Source organism: Rhodococcus sp. ARC_M6, assembly GCF_022810305.1.
Lineage (GTDB): Bacteria > Actinomycetota > Actinomycetes > Mycobacteriales > Mycobacteriaceae > Rhodococcus_F.
The window spans coordinates 42446-61787 of the sequence record NZ_JALGQH010000035.1; the positions used below are offsets into that span (position 1 = coordinate 42446).

At 59.7% G+C, this 19342-nt stretch carries 15 protein-coding genes; 7 read left to right on the forward strand and 8 right to left on the reverse strand.

Annotated features, from left to right (window positions below; all coding sequences use genetic code 11):
- Positions 1-36: 36 nt before the first annotated feature.
- Positions 37-1458, reverse strand: coding sequence for an amino acid permease (locus tag MTX36_RS25630; protein WP_243622444.1), 1422 nt, complete (start codon positions 1456-1458; stop codon positions 37-39).
- Positions 1459-1612: 154 nt separating this feature from the next.
- Positions 1613-6316: an NAD-glutamate dehydrogenase gene (locus tag MTX36_RS25635; RefSeq protein ID WP_243622445.1), complete on the reverse strand. Its 4704-nt coding sequence runs from the start codon at positions 6314-6316 to the stop codon at positions 1613-1615.
- A 259-nt stretch (positions 6317-6575) separates the two neighbouring features.
- Here MTX36_RS25635 and hutU point away from each other — a divergent pair, with 259 nt between their 5' ends.
- The 3 genes from hutU to hutG are packed head-to-tail and all read left to right on the forward strand — an operon-like array spanning position 6576 to position 10484.
- The gene (hutU, locus tag MTX36_RS25640) at positions 6576-8252 is read left to right on the forward strand and encodes a urocanate hydratase (RefSeq protein WP_243622467.1); all 1677 of its coding nucleotides are present in this window, start codon (positions 6576-6578) and stop codon (positions 8250-8252) included.
- A gap of 32 nt (positions 8253-8284) precedes the next feature.
- Positions 8285-9475 (forward strand): imidazolonepropionase, encoded by a 1191-nt coding sequence (hutI, locus tag MTX36_RS25645; RefSeq protein WP_243622446.1) that lies wholly within the window; start codon positions 8285-8287, stop codon positions 9473-9475.
- Between the two features lie 25 nt (positions 9476-9500).
- The gene (gene hutG / locus MTX36_RS25650; RefSeq protein WP_243622448.1) at positions 9501-10484 is read left to right on the forward strand and encodes a formimidoylglutamase; all 984 of its coding nucleotides are present in this window, start codon (positions 9501-9503) and stop codon (positions 10482-10484) included.
- 12 nt (positions 10485-10496) lie between these two features.
- Here the strand turns inward: hutG and MTX36_RS25655 are convergent, their stop codons facing one another.
- The 5 genes from MTX36_RS25655 to MTX36_RS25675 all read right to left on the reverse strand — a co-directional run bounded on the left by MTX36_RS25655 (position 10497) and on the right by MTX36_RS25675 (position 16055).
- The gene (locus tag MTX36_RS25655; RefSeq protein ID WP_243622449.1) at positions 10497-11390 is read right to left on the reverse strand and encodes a tyrosine-protein phosphatase; all 894 of its coding nucleotides are present in this window, start codon (positions 11388-11390) and stop codon (positions 10497-10499) included.
- 121 nt (positions 11391-11511) lie between these two features.
- Entirely contained in the window at positions 11512-12456 is a 945-nt protein-coding gene (locus MTX36_RS25660; protein ID WP_243622451.1) for a TauD/TfdA family dioxygenase, read from the reverse strand.
- Positions 12457-12515: 59 nt separating this feature from the next.
- The gene (locus MTX36_RS25665) at positions 12516-14039 is read right to left on the reverse strand and encodes an AMP-binding protein (protein ID WP_243622452.1); all 1524 of its coding nucleotides are present in this window, start codon (positions 14037-14039) and stop codon (positions 12516-12518) included.
- 39 nt (positions 14040-14078) lie between these two features.
- Complete coding sequence (locus MTX36_RS25670) at positions 14079-15200, reverse strand: DUF5938 domain-containing protein (RefSeq protein ID WP_243622454.1); 1122 nt, start codon at positions 15198-15200, stop codon at positions 14079-14081.
- A 51-nt stretch (positions 15201-15251) separates the two neighbouring features.
- Positions 15252-16055 (reverse strand): SDR family NAD(P)-dependent oxidoreductase, encoded by an 804-nt coding sequence (locus tag MTX36_RS25675; protein WP_243622455.1) that lies wholly within the window; start codon positions 16053-16055, stop codon positions 15252-15254.
- A 231-nt stretch (positions 16056-16286) separates the two neighbouring features.
- Between MTX36_RS25675 and MTX36_RS25680 the strand changes: the two genes are divergently transcribed.
- Positions 16287-16961: a TetR/AcrR family transcriptional regulator gene (locus MTX36_RS25680; RefSeq protein ID WP_243622456.1), complete on the forward strand. Its 675-nt coding sequence runs from the start codon at positions 16287-16289 to the stop codon at positions 16959-16961.
- Here the strand turns inward: MTX36_RS25680 and MTX36_RS25685 are convergent.
- Positions 16945-17550, reverse strand: coding sequence for a TetR/AcrR family transcriptional regulator (locus MTX36_RS25685; RefSeq protein ID WP_243622457.1), 606 nt, complete (start codon positions 17548-17550; stop codon positions 16945-16947). The genes MTX36_RS25680 and MTX36_RS25685 overlap by 17 nt on opposite strands.
- A gap of 73 nt (positions 17551-17623) precedes the next feature.
- Between MTX36_RS25685 and MTX36_RS25690 the strand changes: the two genes are divergently transcribed.
- From MTX36_RS25690 to MTX36_RS25700, 3 genes are all read left to right on the forward strand, one after another.
- Complete coding sequence (locus MTX36_RS25690; protein ID WP_243622459.1) at positions 17624-18385, forward strand: enoyl-CoA hydratase-related protein; 762 nt, start codon at positions 17624-17626, stop codon at positions 18383-18385.
- Between the two features lie 243 nt (positions 18386-18628).
- Positions 18629-19168 carry an OsmC family protein gene (locus MTX36_RS25695; protein ID WP_243622460.1) on the forward strand — a complete coding sequence of 180 codons (540 nt, stop codon included), beginning with the start codon at positions 18629-18631 and terminating at the stop codon, positions 19166-19168.
- 37 nt (positions 19169-19205) lie between these two features.
- Positions 19206-19342, forward strand: a 137-nt coding sequence (locus tag MTX36_RS25700; RefSeq protein ID WP_243622469.1) for a PLP-dependent transferase, incomplete at its 3' end; no start/stop codon positions are given.

Sequence of the window (19342 nt, forward strand, 5' to 3'; positions counted from 1 at the left end):
TCATATCGGTACAACTAGTTTCAACATTTGTCGCTGTTATTTCACTTCAGCAACCACCGTCACCTGATCGTCAACCGTCTTGTCTCCCGCCGCCGCGTTGCCGAGTTTCGGGGTTACCCACAGTCGATACGCCACACCGAGCAACACCAGCCAGATCACGCCCACGACAAGCGCGATTCGCGTGTCTTCCATGAACGCCAGTACTCCGATAACGAAGACGAGGAACCCGATGGCGAAGAATTGCGCATACGGCCAGAACGGGACTTTGAACTTCAGGTCAGCGGTCTCATCGGCAGTCAATTCCCGACGAGAACGCAACTGGGACAACAGAATCATCAGCCACACGAAGACCGTGGCAAAGGTGGCGATCGATGCGATGACCAGGAACACATCGTCCGGAATCAGGTAGTTCAACACGACGCCGAGCAACAATGCGACAGTCATGATCACGACGGTCATCCAGGGGACCCCGTTGCGTGAGACCTGACCCATGACCTTCGGTGCGTGCCCGGCTTGCGCCAAACCGAACATCATTCGGCCGGCGCCGAAGATGTCACTGTTGATCGCGGACAGCGCTGCAGTGATGACGACGACATTCAGGACGGTAGCGGCAGGTGCAATACCCAGACCTTGGAAAATCTGCACAAAAGGACTTCCGGACGAACCGATCGACTGCCACGGGTTGATCACCATGATCACTGCCAGCGTCAATACGTAGAACAGGATGATGCGGACCGGCACTGTGTTGATGGCACGCGGGATGGTCGTCTCCGGGTTTTCTGCTTCACCGGCTGTAACTCCGATAATCTCGGCGCCGCCGAAAGCGAACATCACGATCGCGAAACACCCGATGAATCCGCCGAACCCCGTCGCGAAGAATCCACCGCCCGACCACAGATTACTCACACCCTGGCTGGTGTCATGGATACCGAAACCGAAAATGATGATGGCGATGCCGCCGACGATCATCGCCACGATGGCAGTGACCTTGATCAAGGTGAACCAGAACTCTACTTCACCAAATACCTTGACGCTCAGCAGGTTAATGGCACCGATGAAGAACACGATTGCCAAAACCCAGATCCACCGTGGCACTTCCGGAAACCAGAACCCCATATAGACGCCGAACGCGGTGACGTCCGCAAGTGCCACGATGATCATTTCGAACGTATACGTCCACCCGGTCACGAAACCGGCGAAGGGTCCGAGATACCGGTGCGCATATTCACCGAAAGATCCGGAGACAGGGTTGCTCACCGACATTTCCCCGAGCGCCCGCAGAACGATGTAGATCACCAGGCCACCGATGAGGTAGGCCAGCAAGACCGATGGTCCGGCTTGCTGAATGGCCGCAGCGGAGCCGTAGAAGAGTCCGGTCCCGATGGCCGAACCCAATGCGATAAACCGAATATGTCGAGCCGTCAGCCCCCTGGTCAGAACATCTGTACTGGCTTTCACAATCGAATCCCCCTGCGTGAGTGGTTCCCTGGGTGACAACCGCACGCCCTTATGTGTGGTGAGTCACAGCCGATGACTATATGTATAGTCGTGTATATACAAGTTCGTCAATGGCTTCCGGCCACCAATTTTCGGTGGACGGACCGGAGACGGGTTACGCCACCATGCGTCGCAAGAGTCCAGTCGCAACGGACAGTGCCGCAAGGTCCCGATGCCCCGACGCGTCGAACTCCGCAAATGCGGCACGCGCCCGAACAACCTTCGAACTGTTGCGGGCCTCCCATTCCGCAATCATCAACTCTGCCGAATCCTCCGGAAGTCCGTCACTCAGCACGTTCAAGCACAAAGTCCGAACGGCCGCATACAATTCGTCACGTAATGACAAGCGTGCCAGGGTATTCCACCGATTGTCTCGCGCCAGGCCCGAGACGCCGGAGAGAAGTCGCCCCAGACCGACATGCTCCACCAACCGGAAGTAGAGTTCGCCGACCTCCGGCACATTTCGTCCCGACGTTTCCGCAATCTCGACGACGTCGAGAAGCCCGAACTGATCGAGCAGACTCTGCACGCGATGGGCCAGGGCCTCCGGCGCGCCGCGTTCCATCGAGTCCTCGACACGATCACGTAGACGCTCGGCCTCGGACCCGACCAGCCAATAGGGCACCACATCAGCCACCGCAGCCACCCGGTCCCGGAAACGTGCCGTCTCGGCCCCCAGATCCAACGGTTGGGGCCTCCGCGTGAGCATCCAGCGTGAGGCCCTGTCCAACAGCCTGCGCGTCACCAGCGTCAACTGGTCGGATACCGCCGGACCAACGTCAGCCGCACGAATATCCCGCCACAACCTCGGCAGGTCGAACACTGCACAGGCTAGGACAAAGGCGCGCACTGCGTCTTCTTCGTCGGCTCCGACCTCGTCAGCGATCCGGAAAACGTACGACAGTCCACCGTGGTCGACAACTTCGTTGGTCAATACCGTCGCAATGATGTCGCGACGCAATGGATGTCTCTCGATCGACTCTGCGTAGTTCTGTTGCAACGGCTGCGGAAAGTAGCCGATCAGCGTCGGAACAAATGCCGCGTCGTCGAGGAGACTCCCCGCCAACAACTTACGTTTCAGATCGAGTTTCACATACGCCATCACCACTGCCAACTCCGGCGAGGAAAGCCCCGATTCGGATTTTGCAAGCACCCCCATCGATACTTTGCTCGGCAACCCTTCCAACGCCCGATCCAATGCTCCCGACTTCTCCAACCGAGAGATCAGTCGGCCGTTCACACCGAGTAGTGCAGCGGACTCCGACCGCGCAATCCCCAAAACCTCGTTCTGAGATTCGTTGTCTGCCAAGACCAATGCCGATAATTCAGCTGCCATCGAGGCCAGCAACGGATCACGTTCCGCGGCCGCCAACACATTCGCGCCGACCAGACCGTCGAGCAGAATCTTGATGTTCACTTCGTGGTCGGAACAATCCACTCCAGCCGAATTGTCGACCGCATCGGTGTTGATTTTTCCACCAGCTCGAGCGAACTCGATACGCCCGGCCTGGGTGAATCCCAGGTTTCCACCCTCACCGACCACCCGGGCGCGCACTGTTGCCGCGTCGATCCGCACCGCGTCATTACCTTTGTCGCCCACCGACAAATCGGTCTCTGATGCAGCCTTGACATAGGTGCCGATCCCACCGTTCCACATCAGATCAACCGGCGCTCTCAGAATGGCGTGCACCAGCTCCGGCGGCGACAGTTCCGTCACCGCCTCACTCAAACCCAATATCCGACGTACCGGCTCACCGATCGGCACCGATTTCACCGAACGGGCGTAGACACCCCCACCGGCACTGATTTTCGACGGGTCGTAGTCGGCCCAGGACGAGCGGGGCAGCCTGAACAGTCGCTGTCGTTCCGCAAACGAGGACGCGGCCGCTGGATTCGGATCCAGGAATATGTGTCGATGGTCGAAGGCTGCTATCAGACGAATGTGCGAGCTGCAAAGCATTCCGTTTCCGAAAACATCGCCGCTCATATCGCCGATTCCCACCGCCGTGAAGTCGTCACGCGCAGTGTCGATACCCAGCTCACGGAAATGCCTTGTGACGCTGGACCACGCGCCCTTCGCGGTGATCCCCAATGCCTTGTGGTCGTAGCCGACGGACCCACCCGACGCAAAGGCGTCACCGAGCCAGAACTTGTACTGCGCAGCTACAGCATTGGCGATGTCGGAGAACTTGGCCGTGCCCTTGTCTGCCGCCACCACCAGATAGGTGTCGTCACCGTCCCACCGCACCACTCTCGCGGCCGGCACCACATCGCCGCTCCGGGAATCAACATTGTCGGTGACATCGAGCATCGCACTGATGAAGGATCTGTAGCAGCGAATCCCTTCAGCTGACAAAGCTTCTCGATCGAGGTCGCCTACGCCGGTAAGAGTTGGCGGATTCTTGACGACAAATCCACCCTTGGCGCCCGCCGGAACAATGACGGCATTCTTGACTGCTTGCGCCTTGACCAGACCGAGCACCTCGGTGCGGAAATCCTCTCGACGATCCGACCATCGAAGCCCTCCGCGGGCAACAGCGCCCCATCGCATGTGCACTCCGGCTACCTGCGCGCCGTAGACAAAGATTTCGAATTTCGGCCGTGGAGAGGGAAGTTCGTCGATGGATTCCGAATCGAACTTGAACGACACGCAGCCTTCACCCACGCTGCCGAAGCGGTCACCCCGCACGTAGAAATTGGTCCGCAGAGTCGAGCGAATCAGCCCGAACATTGCACGGAGAATCCGATCCGCATCCATTCCCGAGACCCCTGCGATAGCCGATTCCACCGCCGCAGTAACTTTCTCGGTTCCTTCCCCTCCCCCCTCTGGGTCGAAGCGGACGGCGAACAGTTCGGTGAGCAACACCGATATCTCCGGATGTCCGCACAGTACCGTCGCGATGTGGCCCGCACTGTACGAGAAACCTGCCTGTTGCAAGAACTCCACATACGCCCGCAGCATCACGACTTCGCGCCACGTCGATCCGGTTCGGGAAATCAGTTCGTTCAGCGCATCCACTTCGGCCGTGCCGGTCCACATCGCCCGGAACGCTTCCGAAAACCGGTGACTGAATTCGGCGTCTTCGGGACAGATCGCTTCCGGCAAGGCCGGATAGCGGCTGCCGAATTCATAGATTCGACAATCTATTTCCTGAGTATTGACGACGCGGTACGGACGCTCGTCGAGTACGTCGATGCCGAAACTCTGCAGGATGGGCAACACTTCGCCGAGAGACACCGATCGTCCGCCCACATACAGGGTCAGACCTGTCCGTCCGGAGAATGCCAGTTCAACCCCGTCGACGGAAAGACGCTCGAGTACGACGATGTCACGCATGGCACGATCGACGTTCCAGTCGTGCTTGTACCCGGCTGGTAGCGCTGCGCAGTAGTGCGCCAGAGTGGACGAGTCACACCGAAGATGCTCGGGATCGGCGGCCGACAAGGCGTCCTCCCACGTCCGGCAGGCCTCCACCACACGCTCCCGAATCCGGTCTGCAACTGCGGACGGGATCCCCGCCTCGCCCCGGGAGTCGATGGACATCGTGAAATGCACTACGGCAAGCGGGAACTCGGATATTCGACTCGAGAATTCGAGGGCAGACGCACCCAATTCCGATTTCAGCACGCCTTCGATCGCTGTGCGGATGGCGGTGCTGTAGCGCTCCCGCGGGACAAATACGAGCGCGGACGCGCTGGTTCCGGATGGCAGGGGGCGCACGTACACATGCACGTTGTTGCGACCGTCGACGCCCGAGACTTCGGTCAATGATCGATACAGCAGGTCCGGATCTGCTGTGAAGAGTTCGGTGAGCGGCAAAGCCTGCACCATCTCGGTCATCGCCCTCCCGGCAAAGGAATCGACGGAATGCCCACTACGCGCAAGTACGTCACGCACCCGGCGACCGATCGCCGGAATGTCGAAGACATGTGCGTTTCGGCCGGCCGACGTGAACGAACCGATGAACGCATGTTCCCGCCCACCCCATTCGACGGTCACGACCGCGGTGTACTCCGACTTCTCGATACCGGAGAGAAAGGGCATCGACGTCACTCGAAGTACGGGGGTTCCCGGCACAGTTGCAGCGGAAGCACCGATCCACGAATGTCCGGCGAGCAACCCCAACGACCGTCGTAGCTCGAGTCCGTCGCGAAGTTGGTATCCGATGACAGTGAAATTGCCTCTGCCACACCATCGAAGAAAGTCCACCGCATCCCGGACGCGCTCACCGTGCGACGAGTCTTCCCCACCGAGTTCAGCTTCCACGTCGACGCGAACCGCACTCAACGGGCCGACAGACTGATTCACCACTCGCATCTGCGCGAGAGCAGTTTCGATGCAGACAGACAGTTCTCGGCCGACCACCGGCGAGATATCCCCACGGAGCGAGACGTGAATCCACGATTCCGAAGTAACCGCATCACTCGTCTCCGACGCTCCCAGCACCGAAGCCAACACGCCGTCAGCGTCCCGCTCGACGTTCAGGATCGGATGTAAGACGACATCCGCGACTGCCTGGACGCGGGATATCGCGAGCAGCACTGCATCCACGATGCCCGGCATGTCATCGGTCACGATCTGGACGGTATGACCGATCGGCGATTCCCGTCCGAGGACTTGAATCAGACACTGACCAGTCAGTCGTTCCTTCGCGAGCGCAAAGTGGCATCTGAGCACTTCGTCGGCATTCGCTACTCGACGGCCCGACTCACCGAAATAGAGGCGTCCGAAGGCTGGGAATCCCGTCTCGTCGTCGAACTCCTCACCCCCGAGGTCGACTGTGGGCTTAGTGATCATCTGGGCGGGAACAGCTTTCATATCGGCACCTTCCATCGGACGCGATTTCGCTTCCGTAGATGTTGTGGACAGACCCCCGACAAATTGCGATGCCCGGGCGGCCCGATCGGGCGCCGTCTTGACAGCGAGTTGTCTATACAGGACTATACATTTAATCGAGTTCGAACGTGAGCCAGCACACAACTGCGGTATGAAGGAAGTACGCCGACTACACGGACGGACCGCGACCACGGCTATCAACACCAGCCACGGCGATCACCACGAAGCGAAGGAGAACATCATGGCGAACATCTCGACACCCGGACACGGTCCCCGGCCCGTCCGCGCGCCCCGAGGTAACCAGCTGACCTGCTTGGGATGGCAGCAAGAAGGCGCGATGCGCATGCTTATGAACAACCTTGATCCCGAGGTTGCCGAGCACCCCGACAGCCTCGTGGTCTACGGCGGCACCGGCCGCGCAGCCCGCAGTTGGGCAGCGTTCGATGCCATGATCGCCACGTTGAAGACGCTGAAGAACGACGAGACGATGCTCGTGCAATCCGGCAAACCCGTCGGCGTCTTCCGCACCAACGAGTGGGCGCCCCGAGTGCTCATCGCCAACTCCAACCTTGTCGGAGACTGGGCCAACTGGGAAGAGTTCCGACGCCTCGAAGATCTGGGACTGACCATGTACGGCCAGATGACGGCCGGCTCGTGGATCTACATCGGAACCCAGGGCATCCTCCAGGGAACCTACGAAACCTTTGGCGCAATCGCCAAGAAGCGTTACGACGGTTCCCTCGCCGGAACCATCACCCTCACAGCCGGTCTCGGCGGGATGGGCGGAGCGCAACCGCTCGCCGTCACCATGAACGACGGTGTCGCAATCTGCGTGGACTGCGATGTCACCCGAATCGACCGTCGGATCGCACACAAGTACCTCGACACCAAGGCCGACAGCATCGAGCATGCTCTCGAACTTGCCGTCGCCGCGCGAGACGCCAAGCAGCCACTGTCCATCGGTCTCGAAGGCAATGCCGCAGAGGTCTTTCCGACCATGCTTGCCATGAATGCACCGATCGACATTGTCACCGATCAAACGTCCGCGCACGACCCTCTCGCCTATCTCCCCCTTGGAATCGCCTTCGCGGATATGAAGACGATGTCCGAGAAGGATCCGCAGAAATTCACCGAGGACTCCCGCCAGGCGATGGCCGTGCATGTCAAAGCGATGGTCGGATTCATGGATGCCGGCGCCGAGGTATTCGACTACGGAAACTCCATCCGCGACGAAGCACGAAAGGCCGGTTACGACCGTGCATTCGACTTCCCCGGATTTGTCCCCGCCTACATCCGTCCGCTCTTCGAAGAAGGTCTCGGCCCGTTCCGTTGGGCCGCTCTCTCAGGCGACCCCAAGGACATCGAGGCCACCGACAAGGCCATCCTCGAACTTTTTCCCGACAACGAGCACTTGCACCGGTGGATCAAGATGGCCGGCGAAAAGGTTGCGTTCGAAGGACTTCCGGCACGCATCTGCTGGCTCGGATACGGCGAGCGCCATCTTGCCGGCCTGAAGTTCAACGAGATGGTCGCCTCGGGCAAGCTGTCTGCACCAATTGTCATCGGACGCGATCACCTCGACTCGGGATCCGTTGCCTCCCCGTACCGCGAAACGGAATCGATGATCGACGGATCCGACGCTATCGCTGACTGGCCGCTGCTCAATGCACTGGTGAACACCGCATCCGGCGCATCCTGGGTATCACTGCACCAGGGTGGCGGCGTCGGGATGGGTCGATCCATCCATGCCGGACAGGTGTGCATCGCCGACGGCACCGAAATGGCAGCCAAAAAGCTCGAAGCCGTTCTCACCAACGACCCCGGAATGGGCGTCATTCGTCACGCCGACGCCGGATACGACCACGCCATCGACACCGCGGCCACCCGCGGCGTACGTATCCCGATGAACGAGAACTAAACCCGTACCGCCACCCTGAGTGAGGAAAAACATTGACCACGAACGGTTCTCGAACCACGGCACTGACCAACATCGGGACCCTCGTCACCAATGACCCGACTCTGGGTGAGGGCAAACTCGGCCTACGCCACGACGCGGCAATTGTCTTCGAGGGGGGTGTCGTGGCGTGGGTCGGTAACTCTGCCGACGCTCCGGCCGCCGATATCGGTCAGGATATGGGCGGCCGGGCGGTATTGCCCGGCTTCGTGGAAAGCCATTCGCACCTGGTATTCGGCGGCGAACGCGCCGAGGAATTCGCCGCTCGAATGGCCGGAGAAAAATACGCGGCCGGTGGTATTCGCACCACCATCGAAGCCACTCGCGCGGCAACCGACGAGCAGTTACAGGCCAACGTCCGCCGGCTACTCGACGAATCCCTACGCTCGGGGAGCACCACCGTCGAATGCAAAACCGGATACGGGCAGAACACGGAGAGCGAACTTCGCAGCACACTGATCGCCGGCCAGTTCACGGATGAGGTCACACTATTGGCCGCGCATGTTCCGCCACCCGAGTACGCCGGTCGCACCGACGACTATGTAGCGATGGCGTGCGATGAAATGATCCCGGCTTGCGCTCCGCACGCGAAGTGGATCGACGTCTTCTGCGAACGCGGTGCTTTCAATCGTGAACAAGCACATGCCGTTCTGAGCGCGGGAGTCAAAGCTGGATTGATTCCCCGCGTCCACGGCAACCAACTAGGCGAAGGACCCGGAGTTCAGTTGGCTGTCGAGATGGGCGCTGCATCGGTAGACCACGTCACCTACGTGACCGCCGAAGACATCGACGCCCTGGCGCAAAGTTCGACTGTCGCGACGCTACTGCCGGGTGCTGATTTCTCCACTCGCAACAGTTATCCCGACGCGCGGGCACTGCTCGACGCCGGCGTGACTGTCGCACTGGGCGCAGACTGCAACCCTGGCACCTGCTACACGACCAGCCTGCCGTTCTGTATCGCCCTTGCCGTACGCGAAATGCACATGACGCCCGCAGAAGCGGTGTGGTCGGCAACTGCTGGTGGCGCTCAGGCATTGCTGCGCAACGACATCGGACGTTTGAGCATCGGAATGCGTGCAGACGCGCTGTCACTCGACGCACCTTCCTATCTGCACCTCGCCTACCGCCCCGGAGTGCAATTGGTCCGACAAGTGTGGAAGCACGGACAACTCACCACCACCTACTGAAGTTCCTACCTACCCGGAGGCTGTTGTGTCACAGACCATCGTTGTCGATATCGCACCGAAACCCTGGACCGGCCGGTCTGACGGAACCACCGCCGAACACCTTCGCTGGCACCATGCTGTGCAGCCGTATTCGGAACAAGCCCCCGCAGGCGGCTGCGTGATCATCGGGTTTTCCAGCGACGAGGGCGTACGACGCAACAAGGGCCGCCGCGGCGCTGCCGACGGACCGGACGCACTGCGCAGCGCCCTGGCGTCGATGGCGCTGACAGAACCCCTGAGAATTCAAGACGCCGGTACCGTCGCCGTGCGGGGTGAGGAACTCGAAGTCGGCCAAGCTGCCCTCGGCGCCGCTGTCAGCGCAGCACTCGACTCCGGACATTTTCCCGTAGTCCTCGGCGGTGGGCACGAGATCGCCTACGGGACGTATCTCGGGGTGGCAGATTCCGTACTGCGAACACCCGACACACGTCTGGGCATCTTGAATCTCGATGCACACTTTGATCTTCGCGGTGATCCGATCGCCAGCTCCGGCACACCTTTTCGTCAAATCGCGGAAGCCGAACTCACTGCGGAGACTACACATCGTTACAGCGTCATCGGCGTCAGCCAGCCGAGCAATACCACTGCGCTCTTCGACACCGCTCGTGAACTGGACGTGGCGTATCAGCTCGACGACGAATGCGGGATCGGCGATCGAGAGGGAGTCGACTCTTTTGTCACCGACTTCCTCGATGACGTCGACATCGTCTATCTCACTATCGATCTGGATGTTCTGGCTGCATCGGTAGCGCCCGGCGTCAGCGCCCCGGCGGCCTATGGAGTGCCGTTGGAGACTGTTCAATTCGTGTGCGATCGCATCGCAGCAAGCGGAAAGCTGGCGGTTCTCGATGTGGCCGAACTGAATCCGTCACTCGATATCGACAACCGCACAGCCCGTACCGCCGCTCGACTGATTCACCGTATCGTCACGAAACACGTGCGATTGAACAATCCGCCAACGGAATCCTGACTCCACTCCCCGTTAGACGGTGAGCTTCGTCTTCAACGTCGAGATCGTGTCGGTCGAGAGTCCGAGGCCGGATGTCAGGTAGTTGTCGAACGTGCCGAAATTGGTGGAGATCTCGTCAAGTCCGGCCTGCAGGAACTCAGGAGAAACTCCCGCGATTACCTTCATTGCGGCACCAGCCTGCTCACCCTTCGCCGCGGTCACCTGAGCGGCGGTCGCCGCGATCGAATCCTTCGAGTATTCGTTGGTGAGTAGGTAATTGCTCATCACCGTCGCGTCGTCGACGCCCGCGATCTTCAGGAGCATTGCGCTGGTCCAGCCGGCACGATCCTTGCCTGCCGTGCAGTGAAAGAGCTGCGGCCCATCAGTTGCGGCAATCTCGGTCAGTAACTTGCCGAACTGCACACGCATCGCCGCATCGGTCACAAACTGTCGATTCATGCCGGTGAGCAGCGCCCCAGCGCCTTCCGGCGTGGAAAGATCCACCGACGACGCGACAGATGCGCTCGGAGTGACACCGATGATGTTCACGTTCGTGTAGTTCGCCCCGGCTGGAACGCGGTCCGGCCCCTTGGCGATTTCCGCCTCGGTTCGCAGATCGTAGACTGCCTTCAGCCCAAGGGCATCCAACGTTGCAGCGTCGGCATCGTTCGTGATCAGAGCATTGGAGCGGTAGAGAACGCCTTCACGAACACGGCGTCCATCAGATGTGGTGTAACCGCCGTCCGGCCCCGCCAGATCCCGGAAGTTGTTGGCAGAAAGCAGTCTTGGTGTCGCTGCTGCGACCGTTGCCTGCGCCGACTGCGACGACGTGGTAGCTGCCGATTCGTTACTTGCCGACTGTCCGCATCCGGAGAGCCCAACTGTTAGCGCTGCGGCAATACCGACAATGATAAGACGGGAATTCACAATTCTCCTTCAAAGGTTCACAAGTGCAACTACTGCATCGTGTGCGGAGAAGGTGTCGTGATTGTGACTGCCTGGCCAACGGTCGGTGTCCGGACACTGACGTCTCCGGACCCCGGCACCGCTACACGATTCCCACGGGCCGATCACCGACGATAGAGATCCGATCCATCACGCGACGCTCCGGAAAATAGTCACTGGCCGCGTAGTGCTGGCATGCCCGGTTATCCCAGAAGGCAACGGTGTTCGGCTCCCACTTCAACCGCACCTGAAACTCCGGACGGTTGATGTGACGGTAGAGCAACGTGAGGAGTTCATTCGATTCTTCCTCCGAGACCCCGATAATTCGCTGAGTGAATGTCATGTTGACGAACAGAACTCGTCGACCGCTCTCCGGGATGACACGCACGATCGGATGCTGCACAGCCGGAAACTGCGGGCGCAGCGCCTCTACAGATTCTGCCGGCATGGACTTGCCGAAGGAATTGATCCAATCATGCTCGGCAACAAGAGGATCAATTCGATCCTTGATTCCTTGCGGAAGAAGGTCATACGCCGCAGCCGTGTCCGCCCAGAGTGTGTCACCGCCGACTTCGGGAACCTCGACGGCCCGAAGCACCGCCGCAAAAGAGGGAAACTCATGCCACGTCACGTCGTTATGCCAGTTGTTTTCGACACCACCGACCATCGCATCTTTTGCCAGGGTCGTGACGTCGGCGTCCGTCTGGCCTGGTTGGAAGAACTTGAAAAACGGATGCTGTTCCAACGCTCCCCACTGTTCTGCGAACGCCCGATGCTCAGCGCGGTCGATGTCCTGATCCCGAAAAAACAGAACCTTCCACTCGAGAAGCGCCCGACGCAGATCATTCATGACCTCGTCCGATAGGTCACCGCCCAGACGAAGCCCGGAGATTTCGGCACCGATAGTGGGTGTGATCTTCTTGACGGAGAAATTTGTATACGGCTCAGGCTCTACAGACTCCGGGTTTCGCAGGGCGACCAACGGGCCATAGGCAGCAAGCGGATCGGTGGGAATCGGGTGGATCGTGGTGGGAAACAGCACTGCCATCGAACACTCCTCAAATGCAACCTCAGTGAACCAGATCACATTACATTAAGGAGCTTTCCTTAATCTGTCAACAGTCCCTCCTTGATCTCGTTCTTGAGCACCTTTCCTACCTTCGATCGCGGCAAGTCTTCCCAGACGATTACCTGCTTGGGAGTCTTCACACTTCCGATGCGCGCCTTCACGAATGCCATGACCTCGGCGTCGTCGATTACGACGCCGGAATGCGGTTGAACCACCGCCACAACCCGTTCACCCCACTTGTCGTCCGGCAAGCCGATCACTCCGCAGTCCTGAATTCCCGGATACGCCATGAGGGCCTGTTCCACTTCGACCGAATAGACGTTGAAGCCGCCGGTGATGATCATGTCTTTGGCGCGATCGACGATGAACAGAAAATTGTCCTCGTCGAGGTATCCGATATCGCCGGTGTGGTGCCAACCGTGTGCCGACGCTTCAGCTGAAGCTTCAGGATTCTTGAAATAGCCGGCCATGACGAGGGAACTGCGGATAACCACCTCGCCTCGAGCACCACGCCCCAGCAGGTTCCCCTTGTCGTCTATGATCCCCACCGTCACCAATGGCGACGGCCGACCAGCAGATGACAGCCTTTCCGTCGCAATAGCTCCGTCCGGACCGAAGTGATCTTTCGGTGCCATCGTCGAAATCATCATCGGAGCTTCGCTTTGTCCGAACAGTTGCGCCATGACCGGCCCGATCTTGCCGATCGCCTCGCCCAGCCGGGTCGGTGAGATCGGCGCCGCTCCATACCAGAAGCATTGCAGTGAAACAAGATCCGCGTCTTCCAGATCAGGGTGCTCGAGCAGCATGTAGATGAGCGTCGGCGGCAGGAATGTATGCGTGACCTTGTGGGTTTGCACATTTTCCAGGAAAGCACCCAGATCCGGTTTCGGCATGATCACCACTTCCCCGCCCAGCGCCATGATGGGAAAGCACAACACCCCCGCCGCGTGAGTCAACGGTGCCAGCGCCAGATACACCGGGCGCCCCTCGAACGGATAGCTCATGAGCGTGATCGCTGTCATCGTCTCGATGTTGTGCCCGGTCAGCATGACACCTTTGGGACGACCGGTTGTACCGCCGGTCCCGACGAGCATGGTCACATCATCAGGCGGATCGATATCGAGTTCGTTGACGCCCATCCAGCTTTCGAGAGACTGGGCAAAATCAATATCGCCGTCGATACAGACAAGCGTGACCAACTTCGGCAGCGCATCCTTGATCTGTTCCACCAACGACGCATACGACTTCTGGAAGAACAGAGCACGAGTATCGAAGAGATCCAACAAGTCCCGGTTCTCCGCGGCTTCGTTGCGCGGATTGATCGGACACCACACTGCGCCTGCCCGGCTGATACCGAAGACACAGGAGAAGGAGACCGGATCGTTCCCGGACAGGATGGCAACCTTGTCCCCGGGCCCAATTCCGGAGGTCGCGAGCGAAGCAGAAAAACGAAGGCTGAACTGCTGGACATCGCCGTAGGAGAGCGTGCGCTCCCCCATCGTCAGACAGGGAGCGGCGGAACCCAAAGAGGCTCCCTTGTCGAGATAATCGGTCAAGCGCATAACGGGAGCCCCTCGGGTCGTGAACGAGATAGAAACTGTCTAGGTATTGATCGTCACTTCCGGTTCGAGCGCTAAACCGAAACTACGTAGTGCACCCAATAATTCACGGTGCCCGAAGGCCTGGCACGCCGACGCCAACCCGGTGCGCTTGGGTGCCTGCTGCAACAGCGAGTGCGCTGCGTAGGCCTGCAACAACCCGGTCTGCTTGTAGTTGCAGTTGCCATGGATCACGACGTGCGCCCGACCGAGCGGACCTGACGCGTACACCGAGTCCAAAGATGTATTGATACGGGGGTTTTCACGCGGAGGCATACCGGCCTGCACCGAACCGGCAATTTCCGCCAGCGCGGCCTCCTGCTGATCGGCGGGGAGAGTCTTGATCTGCTCTTCCACCATCTTCTGGGTCGCGACAACACCTTCCATCACCGCGCGATCGAATACTCCGCCCGCCGCCTTGACGTTGGAGACTCGTGGATCGTTCTTGAACCACACCGGGTGACTGGTGCCGCCCCAAGGCAGCGCGAGCGCCGTTTCGTGTTGACCGGGCACTACGACGTCGAACGTCTGACCGGGCGCCCACTGCACGTACTTGTTCTGCTCGAGGTAGTACCAATTGGCCTTGAGGATCGTGAAGATTGTCTGCGTCGACGCGTAGGTGGGAAAACCCTTCCACAGCACCAGAATATCGAGAGTATCGAGCCCCGGATTTTCCAACGCAATGTTGGCGGCAATCTCACCGGTGGTGTACATCTGCGCTATCCCCGGCGAGAGCAGCAAGCCCTTCTCCTGGTATTTGTCACTGAACTTCTCCTGGACGTCGAGCACCCAGTCCTGCTCACCGGTTGTGTCCATGTAGTGGCAGCCGGCGTTGAGAGCAGCTTCGACAACAACAGCGCCGAGCTTGATGAACGGGCCGACCATATTGCTGACAACCTGTGCACCGGTAAACAACTCGGTGAGCGCCTCGACCGTGTGCTCGACCTCGACAACCTCATGGTCAACTGTGTCGAGCCCGGGAATCTTGTCGAGCACTTCCTGGATTCGCGCAGCGTCACGGCCGGCCGCGATGAACGGAATATTGAACTCACGCAGGTATTCACACACCAGACGTCCGGTGTATCCGGAAACGCCGTAGACAATGACTGGCTTCTTGTCGAACATATTCGTGGAACCTTTCGAAGTTGAGTACCGAACCGAAAACGACTGTGCGAGTTACATGCCCATTCCGCCGTCGACAGGCAGACCGATCCCGGTGATGAAACGTGCTGCGTCCGAGGCCAAGAACACCACCGCGTCGGCCATGTCGTTTACTTCACCGAGACGCCCGAGAGGGGTGAGTCCGATGACGTCGCCCACTGCAGCTTCGGCGCTGGGCCAGAGTCCGAGCTTCGCCATGTCGGAGGCGAGACCGAGACCCATCTCCGTCGCGACAAGTCCGGGATAAATGCAGTTGACTCGGACGCCATAACCGAGTTTTCCGGATTCTGCGGCCGCGACCCGGGTGAAGCGGTCGACTGCCGACTTGGTTGCGGAGTACCCACTGATTCCGGGAAACGGGATGGTGGCCGCCACCGACGAAACGTTGATAATCGATCCACCGCTTCCGGCGATCCCACCGGGGCGCATGCTGCGCAATCCGTGCTTGGTGCCGAGAGCTGTTCCGAGAACATTTACTTCACACATGCGGCGAATATCGGCGGGATCCAGGTCCACCACCAGCGAAGAAATTTCGATGCCTGCGTTGTTGACCAGAATGTCGAAGCCGCCGAGGGTTTCCGTCGTCGCTGCCACCGCGTCGGCCCAGTTCGCGTCATCGGTGACGTCGAGCTTCACGAAGCCGGTCTTGGCGCCGAGGACACCGACCGCTTCGGCAGTTGCTCGCCCTACGTCTTCGAGAACGTCGCCGATCATCACCGACGCTCCCGCCCTGGCCAAGGCCGCCGCCATGCCGGCGCCCAGACCCTGTGCACCACCGGTGACCAGCGCTTTACGTCCTTCGAGATCAAACACGCTCATCTTCGACCGCCTCCATGAATTCGACCAACTCGCGAAACCACCGTCCACAGCAACCGTTACGTCCGCACTGCCAAGTGGCGTGAGTCACAGAGTATTCAACTTTGGACGAGTGTCAAGAAAAATCTTGACGATTGTCAAGATTTTGTACCCAGTGGCCAAAACGCAGGGGTTACACTGTGGCGAGAACACAAAGCACCGTTGCAGCATCCGCAGGGAACAGGACGTACCGCCGTGAGTACCACCGTCGAAAATGCAAGCGGGACAACCCGAAAGGGTTCCCCGAGCAATGCCGACAAAGTCTCGCGCCGGCAGGTAGACAAGTTCTCGGAACGACGCGACCAGTTGGCCGAGGCGGCGCTGCAGACCCTTGCCGAGCTCGGTTACGCACGCACCAGTCTGCGTGAAATCGCACAGAACTCCGAGTTTTCACACGGCGTCCTGCACTATTATTTCAGCGACAAAGTCGACCTGATCACGCACTGCGTACGTCACTACAAGGCGCGCTGCGTCAACCGCTACGACGGCATCGTCGCTACGGCGCACACTCCCGACCAACTGAGGTCCGGTTTCGGCGCCTTGCTCGCGGAGACCATGATCGACGAACCGACCATGCATCGGCTCTGGTACGACCTGCGCGCGCAATCCCTGTTCGAGGAATCTTTCCGGGCAGATGTCGCCGCGATCGACACAAGTCTCGAAAACATGATCTGGCGCATCGTGATTCGCTATGCGGAACTACTGGGAACCGAACCCGCAATCACTTCGTCGGCAATGTACGGAATCTTCGACGGCCTGTTCCAACAGAGTTTGCTTCGCCACCTTTCCGGCGACGATAACGCCTCGACATACCTTTCGGAGAGTGTCCAATCGATGCTGCTATTGGTAGTGCCTACGCCGAACCCTTAGTGGCCGAGATGCTTTCGGCGACATACTGTGCGCCACGGCCGAATTCGACCACCACGTCATAGTCTGCGTCTTGGCGCCAGAATCGCACCAGCGTGGCATAGACGCCGCCGACCATCTGCGCCAGAAACAACGGCGGATAGTCGGTTCGAACTTCGTCGGCTTCGAGCCCCGCGGTCACGATGCGCAGCAATTCCAGGTTGAACCGCTTGTCATGTGATGCCCCCGCAGAGGATGCGACAAAATCTCGTTCCAATTCCGTTGTCACCATTCGCTGGTAGCGCGGATGCTTGACCGCCTGCACGGCAAAATCCTCGAAGATCGCGGCAATCCGGTCGACGGTAGCCGTCGGCGTCTCCATCAGCCGATCCACCAGCGATGCAAACTGATCCAGATGATCACTGTGCAGCGCTTCGAGCACGGCGTCTTTTCCTTGAAAATAGTTGAAGAATGTCGCCCGCGAGACCTCGGCGCGCACGACGATATCGTCGATGGTGGTATTCGCAAACCCCTTTGCGGAGAAGAGCATCCGGGCAGCAGCCAGCAGTCTTTCGTTGGTATCCCGCTTGTTCTGTTCACGTTTGGAAATCATGTCGACACGCCTTCCCCGTTCCCAGACTGAGCTTTCAGCCTACTGAAGGCAATAGATGGACTACAGTCCAATTATGTCGACTGTTACCTCCGAACGCCAGGGTCGCGTTCTCATCGTCCGGATCGAACGCGAAGAACGACGCAACGCGATCAACCGCGAAACCGCCGAAGGCATCGAGACCGCACTCAACCTACTCGAGGATGACCCCGAACTGTGGGTCGGCATCATCACCGGCACACCGACGGTATTCTGCGCCGGCACCGATATTCGCGAGCGCGCCGACCTCCGCATGCCTCGCGGCGGCGAGTACGGCGTCATCCGCCGGCAACGCAACAAGCCCCTGATCGCCGCTGTCGAGGGGTACGCACTCGGCGGCGGATTCGAGATCGCGTTGGCGTGCGATCTTATTGTTGCTTCTCGCACAGCACAATTCGGTCTCCCGGAAACTCGTCGCGGATTGGTTGCCACCTCCGGCGCACTCTTCCGCGCACCACGGGCGCTGCCCGTCAACGTTGCTCGTGAACTCCTGATCACCGGCCGCACACTCGATCCCGAGCGCGCCTTGAATCTCGGCGTCGTCAATACCCTCACCGAACCAGGCAAGGCGCTCGACGAAGCACTGGTTATGGCGTCGGAAATCTGCGAATCCTCCCCCACCTCAGTGAGTCTGAGCTTGAAGTCCGTCAACGCTCTGTACACCGAAGACGACATCCGCGGTTGGACTGTCACCGACACTGCCCGGGATACGATCCTGCAGTCACCCGACATCACCGAAGGACTCGACGCCTTCGCCAATCGTCGAACACCCAACTGGAGCGGATTGTCTCCGCAGTAGTTGACCACTATTCGAGACAAGTTCCCTATAAGTCTGGTCGGAAAGGGTGCGCTCCGGTTACAGTCACTGCTGTGACGGGAACCGGCGCATTTCAGACAGGCACGCTGCTGACGCGGCGTCGCCATGTCGATTTTGCGCACGTCTGTACATCCGGGTGTCCGATCTTCTGATCGGACCTACTTCCGTAAGCGCCGCTCACGGGAGAATTTCGTATGTATACCCAGATCAGGGGCCCTTTCTGTCATGACCACCGCTTCCATTTCGCACTTGAGTTCCGTCGTCGCTGCCAATGCCGACGCCATCGGGAAGAACGAGAGCAAAGCTCACGTCGTTTTCAAGGCGGCCGCGCAGGCGCACGACGCCGTCGCCAGCACAGTCACACTCGGTAAGTACAGCGTCGAGGTTGACGAGCCGCCGGCCCTCGGCGGCGAGAACAAGGCAGCCAATCCCGTTGAGTACTACCTTGCATCGCTGCTGTCCTGCCAGGTGGTGACCTACCGCGTGTGGGCCGACAAACTCGGCATCAAGCTCGACGACATTTCCGCTCGCGCAGAAGGAGACCTCGACGTCCGTGGTTTCTTCGGCTTCGACGACGCGGTGCGTCCAGGCGTCTCTGACGCGGTCCGTCCGGGCTTTTCCGAGGTCCGGGTCGTCGTCACGCTCACCGGCCCGGAAAGCCGTGGGCGCTACCTCGAACTTCAGGAAGCAGTCGACGCGCATTGCCCTGTACTCGATCTGACCCGCAATCCCGTTCCGGTGCATACAGTCGTCGAAACCGCCTAAGTCGCAACAACCCAACTTCACTACGGAGCAATAAATCATGAGCGAAAACTGGTCCTTCGAAACCAAACAGGTCCACGCCGGCCAAACCGCAGACACCGCCACCAACGCGCGCGCACTGCCCATCTACCAAACCACCAGCTACGTCTTCGACAGCACCGACCACGCAGCAGCCCT